Source organism: Terriglobia bacterium (assembly GCA_020072815.1).
Taxonomy (GTDB): domain Bacteria; phylum Acidobacteriota; class Terriglobia; order Terriglobales; family Acidobacteriaceae; genus Angelobacter.
Genome location: JAIQGE010000012.1, coordinates 252,724 through 275,939 on the forward strand (window position 1 = coordinate 252,724; position 23,216 = coordinate 275,939).

Here is a 23,216-nt window from a genome sequence, read left to right on the forward strand (position 1 = left end):
GGTATCTCCAGACCACGCGTTGGAATCTAATCTTTCCGAAAGCCATTTTGCATGCGAATTTTCTTTTTACGCGCGTACGGCCTTGCCGGCCTGGCGATGATGCTCAGTCTGCCGGGCCTGGCCACAGACGTCACCGCCACTGCGCGCGCGGTGGACGAACACTACAACTCCCTGAAGAGTTTCAAGGCGGCCTTTACCGAGATCTATCAGGCGCCGGGGATTTCGCGGACGGAAAGCGGTACGGTGTGGCTCAAAAAGCCGGGACGCATGCGCTGGGAGTACTCGAATCCCAAGCAGAAGCTCTTCGTCATGGATTCGCAGAACGCGTACTTTTACGTTCTGGGGGAAGCGCAAGCCAGAAAGACATCGGTAAAGAAACTGGATGACATTCGCTCACCCATGCGCTTCCTGCTGGGCAAGACCAAATTGGAAAAAGAGCTGGAAGGGCTTTCTCTGGCGCCGGACGTGCCGCCTCTGCAAGCCGGCAACGTGGTGCTGCGAGGCATACCCAAGGGGATGCAGGACCGAATTTCAGCCGTGCTGCTGGAAGTCTCCCCTGCGGCGCAACTGGTGCGCATTGTGATTCAGGGGGCGGACGGCGCCACCACGGAGTTCCGCTTTGCCGCAATCCAAGAAAATGTTTCCGTGCAGGACGGCCTTTTCCGCTTCATTCCTCCCCCTGGAGTGGAGACAATTCAAGACGAACAGGTGACCCAGTAGTGAAGTCTTAACGTTACCTCCGATTACAGAAGAATTAGGGAAATTAATGGGAAATTCGCGCAATAATATAGAACTTCCCCCATTCTAGAAAGTGCGGCCCAGGTCCGCGAAATGCTAGACTTGAAGCAGGAGCAAGGCTTCCCTTAGGCGCAGAATCCCATGGCAGAATTCATGGTCAAAATGGCTGACGAGCGCGGCCATGTGCTCGAACAGGTGGAGAACGGCGCCTCCGAACAGGAGGTCCGCGACCGCTTTGCCCAGCAAGGCTTCATGGTCTACTCGGTGAAGGGGAACAAAGGCCTGCTGTTACGGGCCCTGTTCGGTGAGCGCAAAAAGCGGCTGAAGACCAGCGCTTTCCTCATTTTTAACCAGCAGTTCCTCACCTTGATCAAGGCCGGGCTGCCGATCTTGCGTTCCTTGAACCTGCTGACCAAACGGCAAAAGAACCCCAATTTCCAGAACATGCTGCTCAACGTCCAGGAGCGGGTAAAGAGCGGTGAACTGCTCTCGGATGCCTTCGCCGCCCAGGGCGGCTCGGTGTCCAAGATCTACACCACCACCCTGCTGGCCGGCGAGCGCAGCGGCAATCTGGAAGAGGTCTTGGCCCGCTACATCACGTTCCAGAAGATCACGGTCACGTTTCGGAAAAAACTGCTGGCCTCGCTCTGGTATCCCGGGCTGCTGATTTCCGCGCTCACGGTCATGCTTACGTTCCTGATGGGGTACGTGGTGCCGCAGTTTGCCGACCTGTACAAGAGCCTTAACGCTGACCTTCCGAGATTGACGCTGTTCATGCTCAGCATCGGAGAGGCCATCCAGCACCGTTATTATGTGATCCTGGCGGTGCTGGCGATCATCGTAGTTGGGACCTTGCTGTGGGTGCGGTCAGAACGCGGGTCCAGGGCGCTGGACGCCCTGCGCTATCGCCTGCCCGTCCTGGGGCCCATCTGGATGAAGTACCAGGTGGCCATGTTCAGCCGCACGCTGTCCACGCTGCTGGCCGGCGGCCTGCCCCTGGTGCCGTCACTGGAAACGGCCAGCCAGTCCATCAACAGCTACCAGATTGCCAGCAACGTGGAACACGCTTCCAAGCGCGTCCGTGAAGGCCAGGCCCTGGCCTACAGCCTGGAAGAAACCAAGTTTTTCCCCGACCTGGCCATTGAAATGGTGGAAGTGGGCGAGTCCACCGGCGCGCTGCCGACCATGCTGAACTCGGTGGCGGAGTTTTATGAAGAAGACGTGCAGAATTCCCTGACCGCGGCCATGCAGTTGATTGAGCCGGTCATTCTGATTTTCATGGGCGTCACCGTGGCTCTGGTCTTGTTGTCACTTTATCTGCCCATTTTTTCTCTCGGCGCACAGATACAACACTAGGAAGTTGAAGGTATGGAACAGAAAAACACCAGTATTACCATGGAAGACGGCGCACCGGGCATCGAGCAACCGGTGAATCCGGAGCAACGCGCCCGCGACCTGGCGGCACGCTACCGCTGCGAGTTTGTTGACCTGCGCGACTACCACCTGGATGCCGAGTTGTTCAAGACCGTCCCGGTGGACCTGATGTTCCGCTACAACTTTGTCCCGCTGGAAAGCACCGAGGGGACGTTGTCCATCGCCATTGCCGATCCCAGCAAGCTGATGATGATTGACGAAATCGGCCTGCTGCTCAACCGCCGCATCAAGACCAAGGTCGCTACCCTTGTCCAGATCAATGAAATCCTGAAAAAGACCGAGCAGTCGCAGCGCGTTCTGGAAGAGGCCAGTGAAGGCTTCGTTTTAGACGTGGTGCGCGACGACGAGGGGTCGGGTGATGAAAACATCACCATTGACAAGATTACCGGGACCGCGGAAGCCGACGTCAGCCCTATCATCCGCCTGGTGGACACCACCATTTTCACCGCGCTGCAAAAGCGCGCCAGTGACATCCACATTGAGACCGAGAGCGATTCGGTGGTGGTGAAGTACCGCATTGACGGCGTGCTGCAGCCGGCCATGCAGCCCATGGCCAAAGCCCACCACTCCACCATCATCACCCGCGTCAAGGTCATGAGCGAGCTGGACATCGCGGAAAAGCGCGTGCCCCAGGACGGCCGCTTCCGGGTCAAGTACAACGGCCGGCTCATTGATTTCCGCGTCTCCATCATGCCCACCATTCACGGCGAGAACGCCGTGCTGCGCGTCCTGGACAAAGAGTCCATGAGCGAAAAATTCCGCAACCTGGTGCTGGACGTGGTGGGGTTCGATGAAGACGACCTGCGCAAGTTCCGCCACTACATTCTGGAACCCTACGGCATGGTGCTGGTGACCGGCCCCACGGGCAGCGGCAAGACGACTACGCTCTATGCCGCCCTGAATGAGATTAAGACCGACGAAGACAAGATCATCACTATTGAAGACCCGGTGGAGTATCAGATTCACGGCATCACCCAGATTCCGGTGAACGAAAAGAAGGGGCTGACCTTCGCCCGCGGGCTGCGTTCCATTCTGCGCCATGACCCGGACAAGATCATGGTGGGCGAAATCCGCGACGCTGAAACTGCGCAGATCGCCATCCAGTCCGCCTTGACTGGCCACCTGGTCTTCACCACCGTCCACGCCAACAACGTGGTGGACGTGCTGGGCCGCTTCCTGAACATGGGCGTGGAACCCTACAACTTTGTTTCCGCCCTGAACTGCGTTCTGGCGCAGCGCCTGGTGCGCATCATCTGCCCGCATTGCAAGGCCCCGGCGCGGTACTCTGATCAGGAACTAGACAACAACGGGCTGAATCCGAAAGAATGGCGCGACGTTCAGTTCTACGAAGGGACCGGATGCATTGAATGCGCGGGGACCGGCTACCACGGACGCACCGCCATCCATGAACTGCTGGACTTGTCAGACCGCGTGCGCGAACTGATTCTGGAGAAGCGTCCGTCATCGGAAATTCGCCGGGCGGCGCACGACGAGGGCATGCGTTTCCTCCGCGAATCGGCCCTGGCAAAGGTCAAGGCGGGCATAACCAGTTTTAAGGAGATCAACAAGGTCACGTTTATTGAGACCACTCGTTAAGCATGTCAATCCTGAACCAAACCGCAAAGCGCCCGCGCTTGGCCTGTGAGATTACCCTGGACAGGGTGATCGCCGCGCGCGCCTCAGACCACATGCAGCGCCTGGACGCGTTTACCTCGCGCAAGCTGAATCCCGGTGTTGTGGCGCCGGGACTCAACGGCCCCAATGTGCTGGATGGCGATGCGTTGCGCGCAGCCATCAGCAGCGGCTTGGCCTCGGTGGCCGGCAAGTCGCGCGACCTGATCGTGATTCTGCCGGACGCCGCGGTGCGCGTGCTCCTGCTGGATTTCGATTCTCTGCCTTCCGGCAAACAGGAAACCGATCCGGTCATCCGTTTTCGCATGAAAAAATCTTTGCCGTTTGACGTGGACCAAGCCGCGCTTTCCTACGAAGTGCGGCGCAGCAACGGAAGCGTCCACGCGGTGGCGGCGGTCTCTCCGCGCAGCATCATGGATGAGTACGAGGCCGCCTTTCGCGACGCCGGATATACTCCGGGCGTGGTGGTGCCGTCTTCGCTCGCGGCCCTGGGACTGGTGCCGGGCGACAAGCCCACCCTGGTGCTCAAGGTGGACCCCTTGAACATCACCATTCTCGCGGCGGAGCGCCAGGAGCTTCGCCTGGTGCGCACGCTGGAAAACCCCCACGGCGCCGCCGTGACCGCGGCCGAACTGGCGGAAGCCGCGCTGCCCTCCATCGTGTTTTTTGAAGATACCTTCGCCGCTCACGTGGAAGAGATTTACGTGGGCGGCATTGTTCCTGTTTCCGAAATCGGGCCGCTGCTGGAGCAGCAAACGCGCGCCAAGGTGCATGCACTTGCGCCGCAGCTTTCGTCCGAACAGAACATCAGTGGTGAGACGGTGCAGCCATCCCTCATGGCCGGCATAGTGGGGGCTCTGCTCGGATAATGCATGTAAACATCAATCTCGCTTCGCAAAAGTATGAGGATGTCCGGCAATTTTTTGTGCGCTGGGGCACGGCCCTGGGCGTGGCCGGCATCTTGACGCTTCTGCTGGTCATTTTGGCCTGGCACAACCATTCCAAGTCCGCCAATCTGTCCACCCAGATCGCCGGCCAGAAACGGGAAATCGCCAGACTGCAAAAAGAGGAGTCGGACGCAGAACGCATTGAGAACCTGCCCGCGAACATTGACGTCACGCGGCAGAAGAACTTCTGGAACAGCCAGCTCATGCGCCGGCAGTTCTCCTGGACGCAGCTTTTGAACGATCTGCAGAAGATCATGCCGCGGCGGGCCTACGTATCCACCGTCCATCCTGAAATCACGCTTGACCGCCGCATGAAGCTGACGCTGGTGATTGAAGGTGAAAAGCACGCTGACGCTGTCCAACTGGTGCAGAAACTGGAAAGCTCGGAACGCTTCAGCCAGGCGCACATCATCGATGAAAATACGCAGAAAGAGCAACGTCCAGGCGGTTTGCCTATCATCCGGTTCGGCATTGAAGCTTTCTACACGCCGCGCAGTGGCGCGCAGGCCAAAACCCCTGCCAAGGAGGGCCTGTAAATGAGGAACATGCCGCGCACCAGGCAGCGGTTCATCATCGCCCTGGCCATCATGGCAGTGGTGGACGTCGCGCTTCTGGCCTACCTGCTCTGGCCGGGGTCCAGCGCATCGGCCCTGGAAAACCAGCGGGCCAGCCTGCAGGACCAGATCAGCGTCTTGAAGAAAGAAGTGGCGCCCCTGGAACACATAGACGTAAAGCTGGACCAGACCCGGACCAACCTCAAGGCCCTGTCCGAGCAAAAGGTCCCGCGCCATTCGTCGCAGATTTCGGTGCAGTTGGAGAAGCTCACGCGGGAAACCGGGGTCTCCACGCAGTCCATCCGCTACTCTACACTCAAGCCGGAAAAAGGCGATTTGGCTGAGGTGCAGCGGATCAGCATTGAGACCATCGTGGTGGGCGACTACGCCAAGGTCGCGCGCTTTATCAATGCCCTGGAACAGAGCGAGCTGTTGTTTATCATTGACCAGATCTCCCTGAGCAGCGTGGGCAAAGAAGGCGGCGGGGTTTCCTTGTCTATCAAGTTTGAAACTTTTTTGAAAGAAACGGCGTAGGGATCTCGCGCGCTTAACAGAGGAACTAACGAGTGAAGATTGGAGCCGAAAACAAGAAGGAAATGGTCATCATGGCCTGCTTGCTGGCCGTGGCCGTTCCGCTGGTCGTCTACACCGTTTATCGCTACTCGGGGAGCGGGGCCAGCGCGGCGGAGCCGGCAGCGGCGCAAGGCGCGCGCCCGCAGGCCAAATCCGGCACGCAGACCATGGCCCAGAGCGATCTGGATCCCACGTTGCGCCTGGACGTTTTAGAAAACAGCCGCAAGGTAAAGTACGAAGCCGGGGGCCGCAACATTTTCATCATGGAAGCGGAGGTGATTCAGCCTCCAATTGCGCCGGTTGTCGTCACCGCGCCCCCCACGCCGTTCGTCCCAACGCCAACGCCCATCCCGCCGATTCCGCTCAAGTTCTTTGGCTCGGAGAACAAGCCGGGCGAGCCCCGGAGAGTGTTCCTCTCGGAAGGCGATGGCGCGGCGGCCACGGTCTTCGTCGCCAAACAGGGTGACATTGTTGACCGCCGTTACAAGGTGGTCCAGATTGCCAATACCTACGTGGTCATCGAAGATCTATTGACCAACAACAAGCAGCAAATCCAGCTGACGCCCCGGTAAATCCAGGGCAAGGCGGGCGCGCTGCGCGCAGGAAGTTGCCGAATGAAAGTCAGGAAGTCTCAAGCCGGCGAAAAAGGCTACGTGCTGGTCTCCGTGATGCTGCTGATCACGGTGATGATCATCGCCATGAGCATGCAGATCAACAGCATCGTCCAGCAAATCAAGCGCGATCGAGAAGAAGAGCTGGTCTATCGCGGCAAGGATTACGCCCGGGCCGTCAAGCGCTTCTACCACAAGCAGGGAGTCTATCCGAGTTCAGTGGACCAGCTGTTGAACACCAACAACCTGCGTTTCTTGCGCAAGAAATACAAAGACCCCATCACCGGCGAGGAGGAATGGCATCTGGTGCGTCTGGGTGAAGCACAAGTCAAAATCCCGGCCCCCAATCCCAATATGCCGAACACCTTGACTCCGAGCCCGCTCCCCGGACAGGCCAACGCTCCAGGCACGGGATCAATCGTACCCGCGACTTCCGGCGGACAAGCGGCGGGGACGCCGGCCCAGTTAGGCGGCGGCACACCGGGCCAGATGGGAACGCTGAAGACCAGCAACATCGGCAGCGGACAATCACTGGGCGGAGCGCCCATCATCGGCGTGGCCAGCAACAGCAAGGGCGAAGGTATCAAGGCCTTTAACGAGAAGACCCATTACAACGAGTGGCTGATTGTTTACGACCCGCGCCTGGAACAGGCCGGCGGCGATGGGATCACCGTGGCCGAACCCAGCGGAGCCGGAGCTTTACCGCCGGGCAGCCTGGGAACTGCGCCTGGAGTGACCCAGCCGCCTGCGCCGCGATAAGACCATCAACAGAAAAGCCCCGCCAATCCGGCGAGGCTTCCATTCACAAAAACTGATCTCAGGGTTTAGACGTTGAACGAAGAACCGCAACCGCAGGTGCTCTTCACGTTGGGATTCTCAAACTTGAAGCCGGCGGCTTCCAGGGTCTCAACGTAGTCCACGGTGCAGCCGTTCAGGTACATGGCGGACGTTGCGTCCACAAAAACCTTCAGCCCGTCAAAAGTGTAGGTCTTGTCCATCATTCCGGGCGCGTGCTCAAACGACATGGAATAAGAGAAGCCGGAGCAGCCGCCGCCCACCACGCCGATGCGCAGCCCTTCAGGTACTGGACTCTGCTGCGTCATGATCTCCTTGACTTTGGAAATCGCCGTCGGCGTCAAGTTGACCGGCACGTTGGGGGTAGTGGTCTCAACGTTGGGTGTGGATGTGGTGGCCATTGATGTCTCCTTGGAAATACGTTCTGTAATAATACAAGACCATTATAGTACAGATTCGGTCGCTGATTCCATTGGCCTTAAGTTGATACATTTTTGGCGCCCGCGTCGCCGGCATGCCGCGGGCTGGTTTCGGGAACGAAAAAAATCCCTGCCTTGACCGGGGAAAAGCAGGTCTATAATGCGATTGAAGGTTCCACCTTACCCTCCTCTGCTGGGACCGTGACGGCGCGGGGCCAGGCGGGACTGCTTCCAAACTGAGTCTCAGGTGGTGTCAGATGAGTCAGATGATGCTAGGACTGCTTATCGTGTGGGGCGGTTTGACGGCGATTCTGGTGGTTCTGCTGATTTACCGCGGCACGCTCACCATGCATGAAGACGACCAGCTTTTCCTGGACAGTGCTGAAGACCACATGCAGAAAGAACAGCAAGAGCTGATCGCCAAAGTGAATAAGATCAATCCCTGGGTGCGTATCTTGGGCACGTGTTCGGCGTTGCTGATTGTGGTGATCGCGGGCACTTACTTTTACACCCACCTGACCCGGTAAACCTCAGGCCGGTTTTGCCCAGACGAGCTTTGGGGCAACTTGCGTCAATCGGGCGAGCCTTGGGGACGTCAGGCGTCCATGACGCCAAGTTTCTTCCCGTGGCGCGAGTTCCCACTGAGTCGCACCAGCCCATCAACCCTTGCTATCATTTCATTGACGACACTTCTGCGAAAGTGGCGGAATTGGCAGACGCACCAGACTTAGGATCTGGCGGGTAAAACCGTGGGGGTTCGAGTCCCCCCTTTCGCACCATCCTCTTTTGGGATCCTTCGACTCCCCTTCGGCAAGCCTCAGTGTCGCTCAGGATTTCGCCTGCGGGCTCAGACGCCCGCATATCGGCTCAACTTAGGATCTGGCGGGTAAAACCGTGGGGGTTCGAGTCCCCCCTTTCGCACCATTATTCGCGACAACCGCTGGCGCGCATGGCAATCGCAAAGCGCAACGATGCGCCTGAAACAGCGGGCTCGGCGCGCAAGTAGGCGTCCCACCCCACGACGCGAAGCGCGTGCGTGGGGGCCCCGGCCTCGCCCTTAATCATGACAAACCGCCGGCCGGCACTCTTCTCGCACTGCCCCATCATTGACAAACCGCCGGCCGGCAGGGGCACTTCCGCGCCCTTAGCCGCGGCATCGGTAGTCGAAGGTCGCGATCCAACCTGCCGGGCCCCCTCTCGTCCTGTCGCGGACCAGGTACATGCACTTTCAGCTTTCTTTTCCCAAGGTTCTTCTTTGTCCAGCAGCCTAAAATGTGGTTAAATTTGATACACCCACTAGGTAATTTATACTCATTTTTGGTGTCTAAGAGGGCTCCAAGTGCTTTGTTGTTCGGCATCTATCGCTTTTGGCTCATCGATTGCCTGCCTTAGCTGGTAACCCTCTGACCATCCTGAGAGATTCTTATGATGAGAGTTGTCTCCAAAGCGATTACGGCTGTGCTGTTGCTGGCTGCGGCAGCGTGGTCGTGTGCTCAGGAGATTCCCCCGCCTCCGCGGTCCGCGGCGATCGGTTCGCAAAGCCAACAAGGTTCGCACGTGCCGGCTGTACAAAGCCCGGCCTCTGAAGTCGAGCAGATCGTGGTGCAAAGCCAGCAGGCCCTGGACCAGCACGATGCCAAGAAAGCCACTGCACTGGTCGAAGAAGGGCTGGGCCGCTTCCCCAATCATGAAGCGTTGCAGGTCCAGCGCGCGCGCATACACGTCTATCAGAAGCAGGACAAGCAAGCGATCTCGCTGTTGCACGCAGTGCTATTGGCCAATCCCGGTAGCCGCAACGCCAAGCTGCTGCTGGCGCAAATCTACGGTTATCGCGAGGACTACCGTCAGTCTGACCGCATCTACCAGGAACTGCTGGCGGCCAACGCCAAGGACGAAACCGCCGCGCTGGGTCTGGTCCACAACCTGATCCTGGAAGGCAAACGGGACCAGGCCCAGCAACTGGCGAAGCAGACCTTGGAGAAGGTCCCCAACAGTTTGGGCCTGGAGCAGTACAGCGACTATCTTTCCTCGAGTAACCCAGCTTCAGGCAACCCATCCTCCAGCAACCCAGCTTCAAGCAATCCAGGTTCAGGACGACGGTCGTCAAACGCACCGGCGGAAACCGCGCCGCAGTACATGCATCGCGTGCAGGCCGGCGAAACGTTCTTCTCAGATACCTCGGGAAACAAATCCGTCAGCTCTTCGCAGGGGTTCGTTTACCAATTCAACAAGAACTTGACCAGCCGGACGCGCCTCGAAGAAACCCAATTGTGGAAGACGGGCTCAGCCAAAGCCGCCATGGTCTCCGGCACGGACGAAGGCCGGTATCGTGTCAACAAGTATGTGGCGGTGCGCGCCGGCGTAGGCGCGGTAAGGTTCGATGACACCAGCAGCCGCACGCTGTACTCCGGCGACCTGGAACTCTATCCGATCAAGAGCCTGTACCTCTCAGGCGGCTACGGACGCGCGCCCGTGGCTCCCACTTTTGACGCAGCGCAGTTTGACCTGCTGGCGCATGGATGGCACACCCGCATGGAGTACCGCATGAAGGGCTTTTCCGTGGCCGCGAGCGCTTCTTTCAACCACTATTCTGACGGCAACCACGCCGAGCGCGAGTGGGGTGAAGTGATGAAGTGGTTCGGCTTTCGCGACAACACCGTCAGCCTGGGCGGTGGCTACGCCTTCCGCCATCTGCACTTCGCCAAGGACCTGAGCCACGGCTACTTCGCGCCGGGCGAATACCGTAGCCATCTGGGCGCGGCCGGGGTGCGTTTCCGCTGGCGCAAATGGTATCGCGGAGAAATCCTGGGCTATGGCGGCGGCGAGTTGCTGCAGGACTTTGGAAGCTATTCACCGGCGGGTGAAGTCCTGGTGCGCAATGATCTTTTATTCGGACAGTTCATACTCACCGCCGACTACTCCCATTTTCACCTGATCCAGACCACGGGCGCTTTCCGGGCCGACGCCGTAAGCGCAACCTTCGGCTACAAGTTCTAAACCACGGTCAACACGACTGTAGAAAGGCAATTCGGATGGCGGGCAGTAAATCAAAACAGAGCTTCCGGATCCTGATTGTGGATGACGACGACTCCACGCGCAACCTGCTGGCGTCCGTGCTGACGGCGGAAGGCTATCCCTGCCTCACCGCCAACAACGTGGATTCGGCGGAGGTGATTCTCCGCCAGCAAGCCGTGCAGATGGCATTTGTTGACCTGTATTTGGGCACGGGAAACGGGCTCAACGTGCTGGACCTGATCAAAATGCTGCAGCCGCAGTGCGCCTGCGCCATAATGACCGCGCATACCAGCGTGGAAACCGTGGCCAAGTCGCTGGGATCGGGCGCGGTCGAATATCTGGGCAAGCCGCTGCTGATTGATGATCTGCTGGCCGTGGTGCGTAAGGTGCAGGACAGCCGCAATGCATCGCCCGCAGCGGCCGGCGACAGCGACGAAGGGCCGGAAACGTCCATCATCGGGCGCACTCCGCCGATGCTGGAAGTCTACCGGGCGATTGCCCGCGTCGCGCCCACCGACGTTAGTGTGCTCATCCAGGGCGCCAGCGGAACCGGAAAAGAACTGGTGGCCCGGGCCATCCACGATCACAGTTCACGCGCCAAGATGCCGTTTGTTCCCGTGAACTGCGGCGCGCTGCCGGAAAACATTCTGGAAAGCGAACTCTTCGGCCACGAAAAAGGCGCTTACACCGGCGCCGACAACGCCCGCCCTGGACTGTTTGAAGCGGCCAACGGCGGCACGCTCTTTCTAGACGAGATTTCAGAAACCAAACCCAGCTTTCAGGTGAACCTGCTGCGCGCGGTACAGGAGCACCAGATTCGCCGGGTGGGTTCGCATAAGTACACGCCGGTGGACGTGAGGATCCTGGCGGCCAGCAATCGCGAGTTGACCAAACTGATGGCGGCCAACCAGTTTCGTGAAGACCTCTACTACCGGCTGAGCGTGGTGGTGATCACGCTGCCTAACCTGGAAGAACGCCGCGCGGACATTCCTCTGCTGGTGCAGCACTTCTTGAAGCGGTCCAACCTGAAGAACGGGCGCACGGTAAAGATCACCGATGCGGCGACGCAGTTCCTGTCCAATTCCTCGTGGCCGGGCAACGTGCGCGAACTGGAGAACCTGGTGGAACGCCTGGCCATCTTCTGCACGTCGGGGGAGATCGGCGTGGCGGACGTGGAGAACGAACGCCGGCAGGTGCACGGCAACGGCGCAACCGTGGAGAACCCCACCACCCTGGAAGACATGGAGCGGCAACACATCGTCAGGGTGTTGCAGGAACATGCCGGCAACAAATCAAAAGCAGCGCGGGCCCTGGGGATTGAGCGTAAGACGCTGTACCAGAAGGCGCGCCGGTTAGGGATTGACCTGCTGGTGGGATAACGAATGAAGTTTCTTCCCAACCCGAGTAACGCGCGCCCCATCAAATTGGGCCGCTGGCTGCGTCTGAACGGCGTGCTGCTGGGACTGGTGTTGCTGGTGAGCTTGAGCTTCCCGGTGTCCACGCTGAGCTTGAAGCTGAACGATTTCTACTTCCAACTGCGCGGGCCGCAACCAACGTCGCAACAAGTGGCCCTGGTGCTGATTGACGATGCGTCGCTGGACCATTACGGGCGATGGCCGTGGCATCGCACACAGTTGGCCCGCCTGATCAACGCGGTGAGCGCGCAGAATCCCAAGGCCATCGGCCTGGACGTTTTGCTGTCCGAACCGGAAGACGAGCCGAATGACGCGGCGCTTACGCAGGCTATCCAGTCGGCGCCAAACCTGGTGTTGGGCTCCAAGATTTCCAGCTCGCCGGATACGCGGCTGTGGATGGATCCTCTGCCGCGCTTTGCCCAGGCCGCCAAGGGCGTGGGCCACGTGCAGGCAATCACCGACTTTGACGGCTTGTGCCGCAGCGTCCCCCTGGAAGAGCCCAGCGCGGACGGGCTGCGCACGGCGTTTTCACTGAAGCTGGCGGGCCTGGTGAAACCGCAACTCAAAGCCCTGGAACGATCGCTCGATACGCGCGGCAGCGGCTTGGAAAAAATCTCGTCACGCACGCAACTGATTGACTATCGCCAGCAATTTGAGCCCGGCGCTGATCCGGCGCCTTTCGTCACGGTTTCCGCCGGCGACCTGCTGGCCGGCAAGAACACCGGACAACTGAGCGGCAAAGCGGTGCTGATCGGCTTTGGCAGCATTGAAGTAAGCGACCGTCTATTCACCCCGGTGAGCGACCAGCTCCCCATGCCCGGCGTGGAGATCAACGCCAATGTCCTGGACATGCTGCTCTCCGGCCGGTCTCTGCAACACGTGAGCGTTGCGTGGCAGTTGCTGGCCTTGGTCTTGCTAAGCATGACCGCCATCTGGCTGGTGGTGCGCGAACCCGGCGTGCGCGGCCTGGTGCTTCTGGCCGCCATGATCATTGCCGGCTATTTCGGAGCATATTTCCTGTTCCTGCGTTTTCATCTTCTGATTTCCTATGGTCCGTTGCTGGCGGCAGGCTTGCTGGCTGCGCCCATCGCGCAACTGGAGAACCTGCTGCTGGTGAATCGCGAAGTAACTTCCCGGTTGCAGCAACTGCGCCGGACGATCGCGCCCGCATCTGACGCGCGTCCACTCGGGGCGCAAGCCGAAGTTGCGGCCGGCGCGGCGCCGGCAGGTTTGCACTGGAAACTGGAAGCGCTCAAACATCTGCAGGCGGACCTCTCTTCGCTCTACACCTTCCGCCAGACGTTGTTGGAGACCATGCGTGAAGGTCTGGCGGTGTACGGCGCGGACGGCGCGTTGCTCTTCAGCAACGGCACCTGGAAAAAATTCTGTGAGCGCCACCGCACGCGCTTGGGCAACCTGGCGGGCGTCGCCGAGATGGCCGGCGGCTGGCCGGAAATCCAGAACCTGGCGCCGGATGGCAGCTCCTGGGCGGAGAATGAAGTTTCGCTCGAAGAAGAGCTCTGGCTGTTCCGCGCCGTGCGTCTGCCCTGGACTTCCTTCGCGGAAGCGGGAGCCTTGCTGGTGATGGCCGAAGACATTACCGCCCGCCGCCAGAGGGACCAGGCGCGGTCAGAAGCGCTCAGCTTTGTGACCCATGAACTGCGGACGCCGCTAGTCTCCATCCAGGGATTTTCCGAGCTGCTGATGCGCTACCCGAATTCGGCGGCCAGCAGTGAAGCACCCGCCACCATTTTCCGCGAGACTAACCGGCTGGTGGCGATGATCAACACCTACCTGGAAGTGCTGCGCTTGGACGCCGGCGCGCGGCCTCTGCGCCGCACCCGGGCCAACGTGCGCGATATGGTGGCGCACGTGGAGAAAGTTGTGCGTCCGCTGGCCGCGGCGGCGCACGTGCCGGTGCGGGTGGAAGTGGATTCCGAAGATGAGTTTGTCCTGTGCGATGAAACGCTGATCTCCGGCGCGCTCTTGAACCTGGTCAGCAATGCGATCAAGTACGGCGCACGCGACTCCGCGGTGGTGCTCCGCGTCACGTCCGGCGAACACGACATCGAATTTGAAGTGCACAACGCCGGGCCGGCCATCCCCGCCGCCGATCTGGAACACATTTTTGAGCGTTTTTATCGTCCGCAACGCAGCGAGTCCATCCCCGGATGGGGACTGGGCTTGAGTTTTGTGCGGCGCATCTGCCAGCAACATGGCGGAAGAGTGCAAGTCAGCAGTCATGAAATTTCAGGCACCTCGTTCCTGTTCACCTTACCGCGAGGGGCCATGGAAGTAACCGAGGTGGCACCATGAAACATACAATCCGTTTGACCATTTTCAGCGTTTTGCTCAGTTGCGCAGTGGCCCTGGCGCAAGAGCCCGTCAAGGCGCCGCTCGCCGGCGCGACCATCGCCGACTTCAAGGGCAAAGTCAGCATCCAGCTTCCCCATCAGGCATTCGCCGCTCCGGCCCGGGGAGAAGTCCTGCCGCCGGAAACAGAGGTCAACACCAACGACGGCACCATGCTGCTGCGCCTGACCGACGGCAGCGAGGTGCTGGTGCGGGCCCACACGCGCCTGGTGATCAAGGAGCCGGAGACCAGCGGCTGGCGCTACCTGCAACTGGTGCTGGGACGGATTCGCGCGCAGGTGCAGAAGCATCTGGGCGGCTCGCCGGGATTTCAGATCGGTACGCCCAGCGCAGTGATCTCCGTCCGCGGCACCCGGTTTGACGTGGAAGTGGACCGGCGCGGCATCACGGAAGTGGACGTGGAAGAAGGCGTGGTGGAACTGGATGCCCTGGGAGGACGCGGCGGCTCAGTGCTGATCACCGCCGGCTTCTCCAGCCGGGTAGGCGCGGAATCGGCGCCGGAAGTTCCCCGCCCAACGCACGATCTGCGTCCTGAAGTGGACCGTCCAGGCGGCCACGGCAAAGACTCCGGTGGCGATGACGATCCCATCAAGAAACTTGAAGCCCGTGACCGCGAGCATCGTGATCGCGACTCCGGCGACCACGGCAGCGGCAGCGCTGGCAGCGGCGGCGGAAGTGACAGTGGCGGCTCCGGTTCCGGCGGAGGCGGGCAATCCGGCTCCGATGGCGGTGGTGGCGACAAGTCCGGTTCGAGTTCAGATGGCGGAGATCGCGACGGAGGCGACAAGCACGGTGGGGGCAAGCCGCCGGCAACGAGCTGAGCGCCAACGGACGGCCATTCTCTAAATACGTTTGGAAACATGCGGCGGTGTTCGATGCGGACTCCGCCGCATTCGTTTTGGCGACAGCATTGGGCCGCATTTGCACCAAAATCGCAGCGGTCTGAAAGGCAAACTTTGGCCCGTGTGTACTGTGTTCCTGCGACACACTTCTGGGTCGTTTTTCCCCATTCAGATGCCAGACTCGAAGCCTTGGCTACTGAAAACAAAGCTCTTAACCGGATCTTGCTCTGGCACGCAACCTGCACTATGTAACCACGCTCCCCCGGGAAGGCCGAAGCTCTAAGTTCTTCGAGTGCTCGCGACCCGCTCTGTGGGAGGCGCGGCAAGAAAGTGAACTCTGAAGATCGGCCATCCAGAATCCATTCTCCTGCCGCACGGTCAGCCAAACTAGAAAGTTGAATTTCCGTCCGGAAGTGCGCTATCGCCGGACAACTTCGGGCATGTACGAGAGAGCGGATGCGGTCTGCTCCAAATGCACGAACCAAGTAGTACCCTAATAGAACCAAGTCGCCACTCGATCGGATACCTACTAGTAAAAAAATCTCTTTTGGAGGCCCAATGAAAAGGGTTCTTTTGATCGCTTTTGTAAGTATTGTGTTTGCTCTTGTAGTCGGCTGCGGCGGCAGCTCCAGCACACCTCCGTTCCAGGCGACCGGGACATCAACAACAGTTCAATTCGGTGATGCTCTGGATTCCAGAGTGGTCAAGTTTGAAATGACCATTTCGGCAATCACGCTGACTGGCGTCAGCCCCACGGCAACCACCGGCAACCTGCTGGCCAGACCGGCGGAGTTTGAATTTGTGCACACCGCCGGCACCATGGAGCCGCTTACCCTGGCCAACGTTCCCCCGGGGACCTACAACGGCGCCACCATCACAGTCGGCGCCAACGCTGAACTGGTGGTCGTCAACGGCACCACGCCGACCAAGGTGCCGGCGCCGGTCTCGCCTACAAATGTGAGCGTAACTTTCGCTAACATCACTGTCGGCACCACGCCGCTGTTCATCAATTTTGATCTGGACCTGGCGGGTTCGCTCACCCTGACTGGCTCACCCAACATCACCGCGGCCACCGTCAGTCCGAAGTTCAGCGTAACTTCCTCCACGACTCCTCCGGCTGGTGGCGAAGGCAATGAAGACGACAACAACGGCGAAATCGAAGACGTCCATGGCAAAGTATCCGCCATCACAGCTCCGAACTTCACCATTGACACCGGCAGCACCAGCATCGTCTTCGCGACAGACTCCAACACGAAGTTCAAAGACGGCATCACGCAACTTTCTGATCTGAAGGTTGGGGACATCGTGGAAGTGGACGGCGTCACCAAGTCCGATGGCACCAAGCTGGCGACTAAAGTTGAACGCGAGGGCAGCAGCAGCGGCAAGGAAGCTGATGGTGTTATCTCCGCAGTGACCGGCAGCCCGGCTACGGCGATCACCATTGTGCACCAGCACGATTCTGACGATGCGGCCGGTGCGCCCACCACGGTGGACATCACCATCAACTCCAGCACCGTTTTCAGCGTGCGCTCTGACAAGCTCAGCGTGACTGGCACCTTTGATGCGACTCACATCGGCAAAGGACAGCGCGTGGAAGCAGACGCCAGCGCCAACGCCACGCCTCTGGTGGCCACCAAGCTGAAGCTGCGTGAGCAGGGCATTGTGGGCACAGTTGCCTCCAGCCCGGCGCCCACGGCCTCGGCCTTCACACTCACGATTGATCCGGCGTCAGCGTTCGGCAAGCTCAGTGGCGCGACGTCCGTAGCGGTGACTGTCCCCAGCGGTGCAACGCTGAAGACGGCGCCCACGTCCGGTGCAACGCTCCTGGTGCGTGGACTGGTGTTCGTCAACGGCACCACCTACACCATGACCGCCACCCGCGGAGACCACAACTAGCTTCTTCCTCTGACCAATTGAACCCTAGAGGGCCCGCTTCGGCGGGCCCTTTTTCTAATACCTAACTTGATGCCCGGACAATCAGCAATTGCCGGGGTTTACTGCCTGTTTTACAGTCTTTTCTGAGTTAATTTTCGGCTGCTCTCCGGTTTTATTGGACTGCAGCCTGAACTCAGGGGGGACTCCAAGTGAAAAGATTCGTGATCTGCGCTCTCGTCTTCTTCTTGCTGTGCATTACGGGCTGAGCGCGCAACCATAAGCTCTACGGCTTCGCATAAGCTTCCGCGATCAATTCCGTTTCCGGGACCACGCGCACTTCAATCGCGCCTTCCTGGGGCAGCGCGTCCAGAGGCAGGTGATCGCGCCACAGGGAGAAGCGAACGCGCAACGCGGCGCCCTGGGCCGCGTGCAAGGAAGCCAGCGGCATCTGGCACTCAAAGATGTTTTTCATCCGTACATAGACGCCGGGTACGGAGCTCTCGCCGTGTCCGCTTTCGCCGAAGGTCCAGCCGCCCAGTTCGGCGCCGGTGATGCCGGCCTCCAGGCGATACGCCAGGCGAGGTGCGTCCGCCGCGGGAGGAATGGTTTCCACGGTAACCGCCAGACGCGTTTCCTCCGCCGCCCAGTCCGCCGGCGGTTCCATGAAGTCCACGCGGCAGTAGAGGTTGGTTTCGTCAACACCGGCGTAACCGGTATCCAGCAGAAACAGTTTGCCGTGCATGGCGGACGTGCGCCGGTCCGCCACGTGCGTCGCAGCGCCCAGCCAGTCAAAGTATCCAAATCTCTTTCCATCAATCCTGGGATGGATGTATGCCGTCTGTGGCGTGTATTGCACCACGCCGCGCCGGGCAGCGATGGGCTGTGACAACGCATCCGGCGCCGCGGCGCCCAGCGCGTGATAGACGTTCGACAAGTGTTTACGATAGAGATCGTCAAAGTCGTTGTCGTTGACTGAGTGGTGCTCGGGGCCGTACCACCAATTCCAGTCGCTGCCTTCAGCGATCAGCAGCTCTTCATACGCCAGGTTCCTCTGCGGAGCAGGAACTTTCTCCGCGCGCTCATTGAAGAAGTCACGGGCCGCGGAAAGATGGTCCCAGGCCAGGTTGTCTTCCGGCGCGCCGATCCACACGTCAAAGTTGGCGTTGATCCAGGAGCCGGGGAAGATGGAGCCAAGCGTCTGCGGCGCGGCACAGCGGTCCACGGCTTCGCTTACGGTGAGCGCTTGGAACACCGGATCCCTCTGAATGCCGTCATACAATCGGCGCAAAAATTCGCGGCCCGATTGGGGAAAACTTTCCCAGGCATTTTCGCCGTCCAGAATGATGGAAACCACGGCGTCTTTCCCGCTTTTCAGCACCGGTTCCGCCGACTCCTTCACGCGGCGAATGAAATCTTCCGCGGCATCTTTTGCGGGAACGCCGGAATATACAAATCCGATCAAGTCGGAGAGCGAGTGGTCGCGAAACACCATGTGCACGCGGGCGTCGTCCTTTTCCCAGCGAAATACCTGGTAGAGTTTGGCCGCGCCCGCCTCATCCAGCCGTCCGTTGCCGTCGCGCAGAAAGGATGTGCCATCGGAGCGTCCCAGGACGCCTTCATCGCTGGCTACCCAGTTGAGTCCGGCGCGGTGGGCAATGGCCAGCGCGTCATTCGATACGCTGCCTTCTGACGGCCACATGCCTCGGGGACGCACTCCGAAAACCTGCGTATGCAGCGCCACGCCGCGCACCACCTGCTCCTGCGCATCTTCTGGATGACGAAAACGGGTGCGCGGCAGCGGCAAGCCGTTGTGCGATTCGGCGCCAGCTTCGGTATCGCACACCAGAGGCAGGATCGGATGATAGTACGGCGACGTGGAAATCTCAATCGCGCCGCGCTGAGCCGCCGCGGCGTACGCCGGCAGAACTTGCGCCAGGAATTCTTTCTGCTTGCGCACCATCATCTGCTGGTCGTCCAGAGAAAAACCGCGGCCCTTCGTGACCAGTTCGCGGATATCGGGGTCTTCCAGGAAGAACTCGTCCATCCATGCCAATTGGGAGAGGACTTGCAGGTCCGTCAAGTCGTTATTGGAAAGCCGGGGCACCAGCCGCGCGGCTTCTTCCGGACGCCCGCGGTACTGCTGCCACAACTCGCGGTAGCGCGGATAGCGCCCGATCATAGTTTCCGCATTGGCTTGGAACAGATATTGCAGCGCGAAGATCCGCTCGCCAAAGTCGAGTTCGAGGGCAGGCTTTGAGGCAATAGCCAGAAAGGGGTCGCGGGCCGCGCCGGAAACGTAATCCTGCAACTGCGCGATCAGGCACGGCACCAGGTTGAACGTTTGGTGCAGGCCGGGAAACTCGTCCAGCAGCTTCACCATGCCGTAATAATCCTTGAGCGCATGCAGCCGGACCCAGGGCAGGCGGTACTCCCCCGTCACCAGGTCTTTGTAATAGGGCTGGTGCATGTGCCAAAGAAACAGCAGGCGAATGGCTGGCATAATCTGAGATATCCATTAATAACACAAGCGGGCATCTGCTAGACTCATAATCACGCGCGTGCGGATTTTCACTCGTTACATCCTGAAGGAAGTGCTGGCGTATGCATTGATCGGTACGTCAGTGTTTACGTTCGTCGTGTTCATGCGCGACGTAAGCCGGCTTCTGGAGTGGGTGGTCCGCAACAGCGCACCCGTCCCCAGCGTGGCCGAACTGGTTTTCCTCCTTCTGCCCGGCGCGCTCAAGATCACCATCCCTATCGGCGTGCTGGTGGGCGTGCTGATCGGGTTGAGCCGCATGGCCGCCGACAGTGAAGTCACCGCCATGCGCGCCTCCGGCGTCAGCGTCCGCACGTTTTTGAAGATCGTCTCCATCTTCGGCGTCGCTGCCTGGCTGCTGGCCCTGCTCAATACGGTGGTGATTGAACCCCGTTCGGCATCCGCGCTGGCCCGACTGGAGAAGAGCATGATCTCTTCCCAGATCTCTTTTGAAGTGCAGCCGCGCGTCTTCTACGAAGAATTCAAAAACTATGTGCTCTACGTGGAAGACGTAAGTTCCGCCAACGGGGCCGCAGTGTGGAAGAACGTTTTCCTGGCCGACATCAGCACGCCCGGCGCCCCGAAAATCACCACGGCAAAAGAAGCCACCGTGGGACGCGGCGAAAAAGACAGCATCCGCCCGCACTTGCACAACGCTGAAGAGCAGGAGATGAACAAGCCCAACAGCGTGCAAACCTACCTGCTGCAGGAGATGGACCGCGAGCTGCCTTTTCTGGAAAAGCCCAAGCCCGCGCAGGAAACCATTCCCGCACAGCAGATGAAGACGCCGGAGCTGATGCGGCAAGCTTCCCTGGCGAACAAAGATGTGGCCCGCGGGTATTGGATCGAATTCAACCGCCGCTTCGCCCTGCCCACTGCGTGCCTCGTCCTGGTGCTGATCGGCATCCCTCTGGGCCTTTCCGCGCGCAAAGGCGGCAAAGGCGCCGGCTTTGTTCTGAGCATCGTCCTGGTTTTTGTTTACTACTTCCTGTTTATCTCCGGCCTGTCGCTGGCCAAAAGCGGCCGCGTCCCGCCCGCCGTGGGCGTATGGATGGCCAACGTGGTCTTCGGCATTGTGGGCGCGCTGCTGCTGTGGCGGACCGACAAAATGCCCATCGAACTCGGCATGGGACAGGCGGTGGTCAATTGGTTCAAGAACTGGACCCAGGCCCGCAGCCAGGGCCGCGGCGAAAGCCGCGCTAACGGCTCGCGCCGCCCGCAGTTCAACCCGCGCTTCCCCCTCATTCTGGATGACTACGTCCTGCGCACCTTCACCGGCCATCTGCTGCTGATCCTCTCCAGCTTCCTGGTGCTTACGCTTATCTTTACGTTCTTTGAACTGCTCACTGACATTGTCCGCAACAAAGTTCCCATGTCCATGGTCGGCGAGTACCTGCTTAACGTGATTCCTTCCCTGCTCTATCTGGTCACGCCGCTGAGCGTGCTGCTGGCGGTGCTGGTCACGTTCGGACTGATGCAGAAGTCGAATGAAATTACTGCCATGAAGGCCACGGGCATCAGCATCTACCGCACCGTGGTGCCGATCCTGTTCATCGCCCTGGCGCTGGCCGGCGGGCTGTTTCTGCTCGATCAGTTCTATCTGCCCTACGCCAACAAGCGCGTGGAAACCCTCAAGAACCAGATCAAAGGCAAGCCGGCGCAGACGTATCTGCGTCCGGACCGCAAATGGATCTTTGGCGAAAACAAACACAAGAACGGCGTGGCCGACCCCAATCGCAAAATTTATTACTACGAGTTCTACGACGCTGACCGCAACCAGTTCGGCAGCATTTCGTCGTTTCAACTGGACCCCCGCACCTTCCAGATCGCCAAACGCATATACGCCGCGCGCGCCCAGTGGTCAGACATGCAGCAGCAATGGGTGTTCGAAAAAGGCTGGGTGCGTTCCTGGACGTACCCTCCCGGCGGCGATCCCCATGAGGAACTGCAGCAATTCGACGTGAGCACTTTTCCCGAGCTGACCGAACCGCCCAGCTACTTCAAGAAGGAAGTGCGCCAGTCGCAGGAGATGAATTACGACGAACTGCGCAACTACATCCGCGACCTGCAGCAAAGCGGCTTTGACGTGGTGCGGCTGCGCGTGCAGTTACAAAAGAAGATCGCCTTCCCCCTGATTACCCTGGTCATGGCCGTGCTGGCCGTGCCCTTTGCCCTTTCCGCCGGACGCCGCGGCGCGCTCACCGGGATCGCCGTGGCGCTGATCATCGCCGTGGCGTATTACGTGACGTCCGGACTGTTCGAGGCCATGGGCAACGTCAGCCAGTTGCCGCCGCTGGTGGCCGCCTGGTCTCCGGATATTATTTTTGGACTGGCGGGAGGATACTTGATACTGAAGACGCCGTCGTGAGTCCCCATGGCTCGTGTGGCACAGGCACTCTTGCCTGTGCGCGATTGAACCGGGGGGCAGCGATCTTCGCGACCCCCAAAGTACCCTACCCTCGGTAATTATCCCTTGACATCAAGTAGAATATATGGCACAATGTTCTTGTTATGAACCGCAGACAAACAATCCCAAAAGAACTCCGGTTTACCATCCAGCAATTTCAAGAGAGATTCCCCGATGACAACGCTTGCCTTGAATATCTGAAAGAGCAACGCTATCCCGGCGGCTTGGCGCATTGTGAGAAGTGCGGAGTTGAACGCAAGCATCACCGCGTTACAGGCCGTCCAGCTTACGCCTGTGACTACTGCGGAAGCATGATCTCTCCGATGGCCGGAACGATCTTTGAAAAGTCCAGCACCTCTTTGAAAACTTGGTTCTACGCCATGTACCTCATGGGTTCCACCCGCTGCGGAATCTCCGCAAAGCAGATTCAGCGCGAAACCGGAGTGACCTACAAAACCGCATGGCGTATCTTTCGTCAAATCCGAACCCTGATGTCGGAGGATATCAGACTGGAGGGTTCAACGGTGGAAGTTGACGAAATGTATGTCGGCGGGAAAAGTGTTCGCCTTGGTGCTACCGCAAAGCCTAAGACCCCGGTTGTTGGAGTTGTCCACCGCAAGAGTGGCCGCGTCATTGCACGGGTTAAAGCCGATACCACCAAGCCCACTTTGCACGGGTTCATCAAAGAGTTCGTACTTCCGGGCAGCACCGTATTCACAGATGATTACCCGTCATACAAGGGAATCAATGTTCGCGGGTATCAGCATTTCCGTGTGAAGCACACTGCCAAGGTCTATGTGGCCGGGTCGAGGGGACAGATTCACACTCAGACAATTGATGGGTTCTGGAGTTTGGTTAAGAACGGGTTGCGCGGCGTGTACCACTCTGTCGGCAAGAATTATCTTCAGAGCTACTTGAACGAATATTCTTTCAGGTACAACCGCCGCGAATCTGGGAACCTTATTTTTGGGGCGATCTTGGGCCGGGTTTGTGAGCTGGCGGGTGAACAGCACGCCGCACAAGCCCCTCAAATTCAGACCACGTAAAAGG

At 59.5% G+C, this 23,216-nt stretch carries 18 protein-coding genes and 1 tRNA gene; 17 read left to right on the forward strand and 2 right to left on the reverse strand.

Annotated elements, in window-relative coordinates; all coding sequences use genetic code 11:
* Positions 1-96 precede the first annotated feature (96 nt).
* The 8 genes from LAO20_16375 to LAO20_16410 all read left to right on the forward strand — a co-directional run bounded on the left by LAO20_16375 (position 97) and on the right by LAO20_16410 (position 7,248).
* Positions 97-720, forward strand: coding sequence for an outer membrane lipoprotein carrier protein LolA (locus LAO20_16375; GenBank protein MBZ5533007.1), 624 nt, complete (start codon positions 97-99; stop codon positions 718-720).
* 159 nt (positions 721-879) lie between these two features.
* Positions 880-2,094, forward strand: a complete 1,215-nt coding sequence (locus LAO20_16380) for a type II secretion system F family protein (GenBank protein ID MBZ5533008.1) — start codon at positions 880-882, stop codon at positions 2,092-2,094.
* Positions 2,095-2,133: 39 nt separating this feature from the next.
* Complete coding sequence (locus LAO20_16385) at positions 2,134-3,768, forward strand: GspE/PulE family protein (GenBank protein MBZ5533009.1); 1,635 nt, start codon at positions 2,134-2,136, stop codon at positions 3,766-3,768.
* Between the two features lie 2 nt (positions 3,769-3,770).
* Complete coding sequence (locus LAO20_16390) at positions 3,771-4,673, forward strand: hypothetical protein (GenBank protein MBZ5533010.1); 903 nt, start codon at positions 3,771-3,773, stop codon at positions 4,671-4,673.
* Entirely contained in the window at positions 4,673-5,287 is a 615-nt protein-coding gene (locus LAO20_16395) for a hypothetical protein (GenBank protein ID MBZ5533011.1), read from the forward strand. The genes LAO20_16390 and LAO20_16395 overlap by 1 nt, the downstream gene beginning before the upstream one ends.
* Positions 5,288-5,839 carry a type 4a pilus biogenesis protein PilO gene (gene pilO / locus LAO20_16400; protein ID MBZ5533012.1) on the forward strand — a complete coding sequence of 184 codons (552 nt, stop codon included), beginning with the start codon at positions 5,288-5,290 and terminating at the stop codon, positions 5,837-5,839.
* A 32-nt stretch (positions 5,840-5,871) separates the two neighbouring features.
* On the forward strand, positions 5,872-6,450 hold the full coding sequence (locus LAO20_16405; protein ID MBZ5533013.1) for a hypothetical protein: 579 nt from the start codon (positions 5,872-5,874) through the stop codon (positions 6,448-6,450).
* A gap of 42 nt (positions 6,451-6,492) precedes the next feature.
* Positions 6,493-7,248, forward strand: coding sequence for a hypothetical protein (locus LAO20_16410; GenBank protein MBZ5533014.1), 756 nt, complete (start codon positions 6,493-6,495; stop codon positions 7,246-7,248).
* Positions 7,249-7,313: 65 nt separating this feature from the next.
* On the opposite strand, the gene LAO20_16415 is transcribed toward LAO20_16410, so the two are convergent.
* The gene (locus LAO20_16415; GenBank protein MBZ5533015.1) at positions 7,314-7,685 is read right to left on the reverse strand and encodes an iron-sulfur cluster assembly accessory protein; all 372 of its coding nucleotides are present in this window, start codon (positions 7,683-7,685) and stop codon (positions 7,314-7,316) included.
* A gap of 275 nt (positions 7,686-7,960) precedes the next feature.
* On the opposite strand from LAO20_16415, the gene LAO20_16420 reads away from it, so the two are divergent.
* From LAO20_16420 to LAO20_16450, 7 genes are all read left to right on the forward strand, one after another.
* Positions 7,961-8,230 carry a hypothetical protein gene (locus LAO20_16420; GenBank protein ID MBZ5533016.1) on the forward strand — a complete coding sequence of 90 codons (270 nt, stop codon included), beginning with the start codon at positions 7,961-7,963 and terminating at the stop codon, positions 8,228-8,230.
* Between the two features lie 167 nt (positions 8,231-8,397).
* Positions 8,398-8,482 (forward strand) — tRNA-Leu (locus tag LAO20_16425).
* A gap of 646 nt (positions 8,483-9,128) precedes the next feature.
* Positions 9,129-10,700 carry a tetratricopeptide repeat protein gene (locus LAO20_16430; GenBank protein MBZ5533017.1) on the forward strand — a complete coding sequence of 524 codons (1,572 nt, stop codon included), beginning with the start codon at positions 9,129-9,131 and terminating at the stop codon, positions 10,698-10,700.
* Between the two features lie 35 nt (positions 10,701-10,735).
* Entirely contained in the window at positions 10,736-12,097 is a 1,362-nt protein-coding gene (locus LAO20_16435) for a sigma-54 dependent transcriptional regulator (protein MBZ5533018.1), read from the forward strand.
* Positions 12,098-12,100: 3 nt separating this feature from the next.
* Positions 12,101-14,449: a CHASE2 domain-containing protein gene (locus LAO20_16440; GenBank protein MBZ5533019.1), complete on the forward strand. Its 2,349-nt coding sequence runs from the start codon at positions 12,101-12,103 to the stop codon at positions 14,447-14,449.
* A complete protein-coding gene (locus LAO20_16445) occupies positions 14,446-15,327 on the forward strand; it encodes a FecR family protein (GenBank protein MBZ5533020.1) in 882 nt (293 codons plus the stop codon). Before LAO20_16440 ends, LAO20_16445 begins: the two co-directional genes overlap by 4 nt.
* A gap of 579 nt (positions 15,328-15,906) precedes the next feature.
* A complete protein-coding gene (locus tag LAO20_16450) occupies positions 15,907-17,244 on the forward strand; it encodes a DUF5666 domain-containing protein (protein ID MBZ5533021.1) in 1,338 nt (445 codons plus the stop codon).
* A 262-nt stretch (positions 17,245-17,506) separates the two neighbouring features.
* Here the strand turns inward: LAO20_16450 and LAO20_16455 are convergent, their stop codons facing one another.
* Positions 17,507-19,723 (reverse strand): glycoside hydrolase, encoded by a 2,217-nt coding sequence (locus tag LAO20_16455; GenBank protein MBZ5533022.1) that lies wholly within the window; start codon positions 19,721-19,723, stop codon positions 17,507-17,509.
* Between the two features lie 58 nt (positions 19,724-19,781).
* Here LAO20_16455 and LAO20_16460 point away from each other — a divergent pair, with 58 nt between their 5' ends.
* The gene (locus LAO20_16460; protein ID MBZ5533023.1) at positions 19,782-22,127 is read left to right on the forward strand and encodes an LptF/LptG family permease; all 2,346 of its coding nucleotides are present in this window, start codon (positions 19,782-19,784) and stop codon (positions 22,125-22,127) included.
* A 143-nt stretch (positions 22,128-22,270) separates the two neighbouring features.
* Entirely contained in the window at positions 22,271-23,212 is a 942-nt protein-coding gene (locus LAO20_16465) for an IS1595 family transposase (protein MBZ5533024.1), read from the forward strand.
* Positions 23,213-23,216 lie beyond the last annotated feature (4 nt).

Bases quoted from the DNA above. Each gene is read 5' to 3' on its own strand.
- LAO20_16375 (MBZ5533007.1), top strand. From the start codon at position 97: ATGATGCTCAGTCTGCCGGGCCTGGCCACAGACGTCACCGCCACTGCG.
- LAO20_16380 (MBZ5533008.1), top strand. From the start codon at position 880: ATGGCAGAATTCATGGTCAAAATGGCTGACGAGCGCGGCCATGTGCTC.
- LAO20_16385 (MBZ5533009.1), top strand. From the start codon at position 2,134: ATGGAAGACGGCGCACCGGGCATCGAGCAACCGGTGAATCCGGAGCAA.
- LAO20_16390 (MBZ5533010.1), top strand. From the start codon at position 3,771: ATGTCAATCCTGAACCAAACCGCAAAGCGCCCGCGCTTGGCCTGTGAG.
- LAO20_16395 (MBZ5533011.1), top strand. From the start codon at position 4,673: ATGCATGTAAACATCAATCTCGCTTCGCAAAAGTATGAGGATGTCCGG.
- pilO (MBZ5533012.1), top strand. From the start codon at position 5,288: ATGAGGAACATGCCGCGCACCAGGCAGCGGTTCATCATCGCCCTGGCC.
- LAO20_16410 (MBZ5533014.1), top strand. From the start codon at position 6,493: ATGAAAGTCAGGAAGTCTCAAGCCGGCGAAAAAGGCTACGTGCTGGTC.
- LAO20_16415 (MBZ5533015.1), bottom strand. From the start codon at position 7,685: ATGGCCACCACATCCACACCCAACGTTGAGACCACTACCCCCAACGTG.
- LAO20_16420 (MBZ5533016.1), top strand. From the start codon at position 7,961: ATGAGTCAGATGATGCTAGGACTGCTTATCGTGTGGGGCGGTTTGACG.
- LAO20_16430 (MBZ5533017.1), top strand. From the start codon at position 9,129: ATGATGAGAGTTGTCTCCAAAGCGATTACGGCTGTGCTGTTGCTGGCT.
- LAO20_16435 (MBZ5533018.1), top strand. From the start codon at position 10,736: ATGGCGGGCAGTAAATCAAAACAGAGCTTCCGGATCCTGATTGTGGAT.
- LAO20_16440 (MBZ5533019.1), top strand. From the start codon at position 12,101: ATGAAGTTTCTTCCCAACCCGAGTAACGCGCGCCCCATCAAATTGGGC.
- LAO20_16445 (MBZ5533020.1), top strand. From the start codon at position 14,446: ATGAAACATACAATCCGTTTGACCATTTTCAGCGTTTTGCTCAGTTGC.
- LAO20_16450 (MBZ5533021.1), top strand. From the start codon at position 15,907: ATGAAAAGGGTTCTTTTGATCGCTTTTGTAAGTATTGTGTTTGCTCTT.
- LAO20_16455 (MBZ5533022.1), bottom strand. From the start codon at position 19,723: ATGCCAGCCATTCGCCTGCTGTTTCTTTGGCACATGCACCAGCCCTAT.
- LAO20_16465 (MBZ5533024.1), top strand. From the start codon at position 22,271: ATGAACCGCAGACAAACAATCCCAAAAGAACTCCGGTTTACCATCCAG.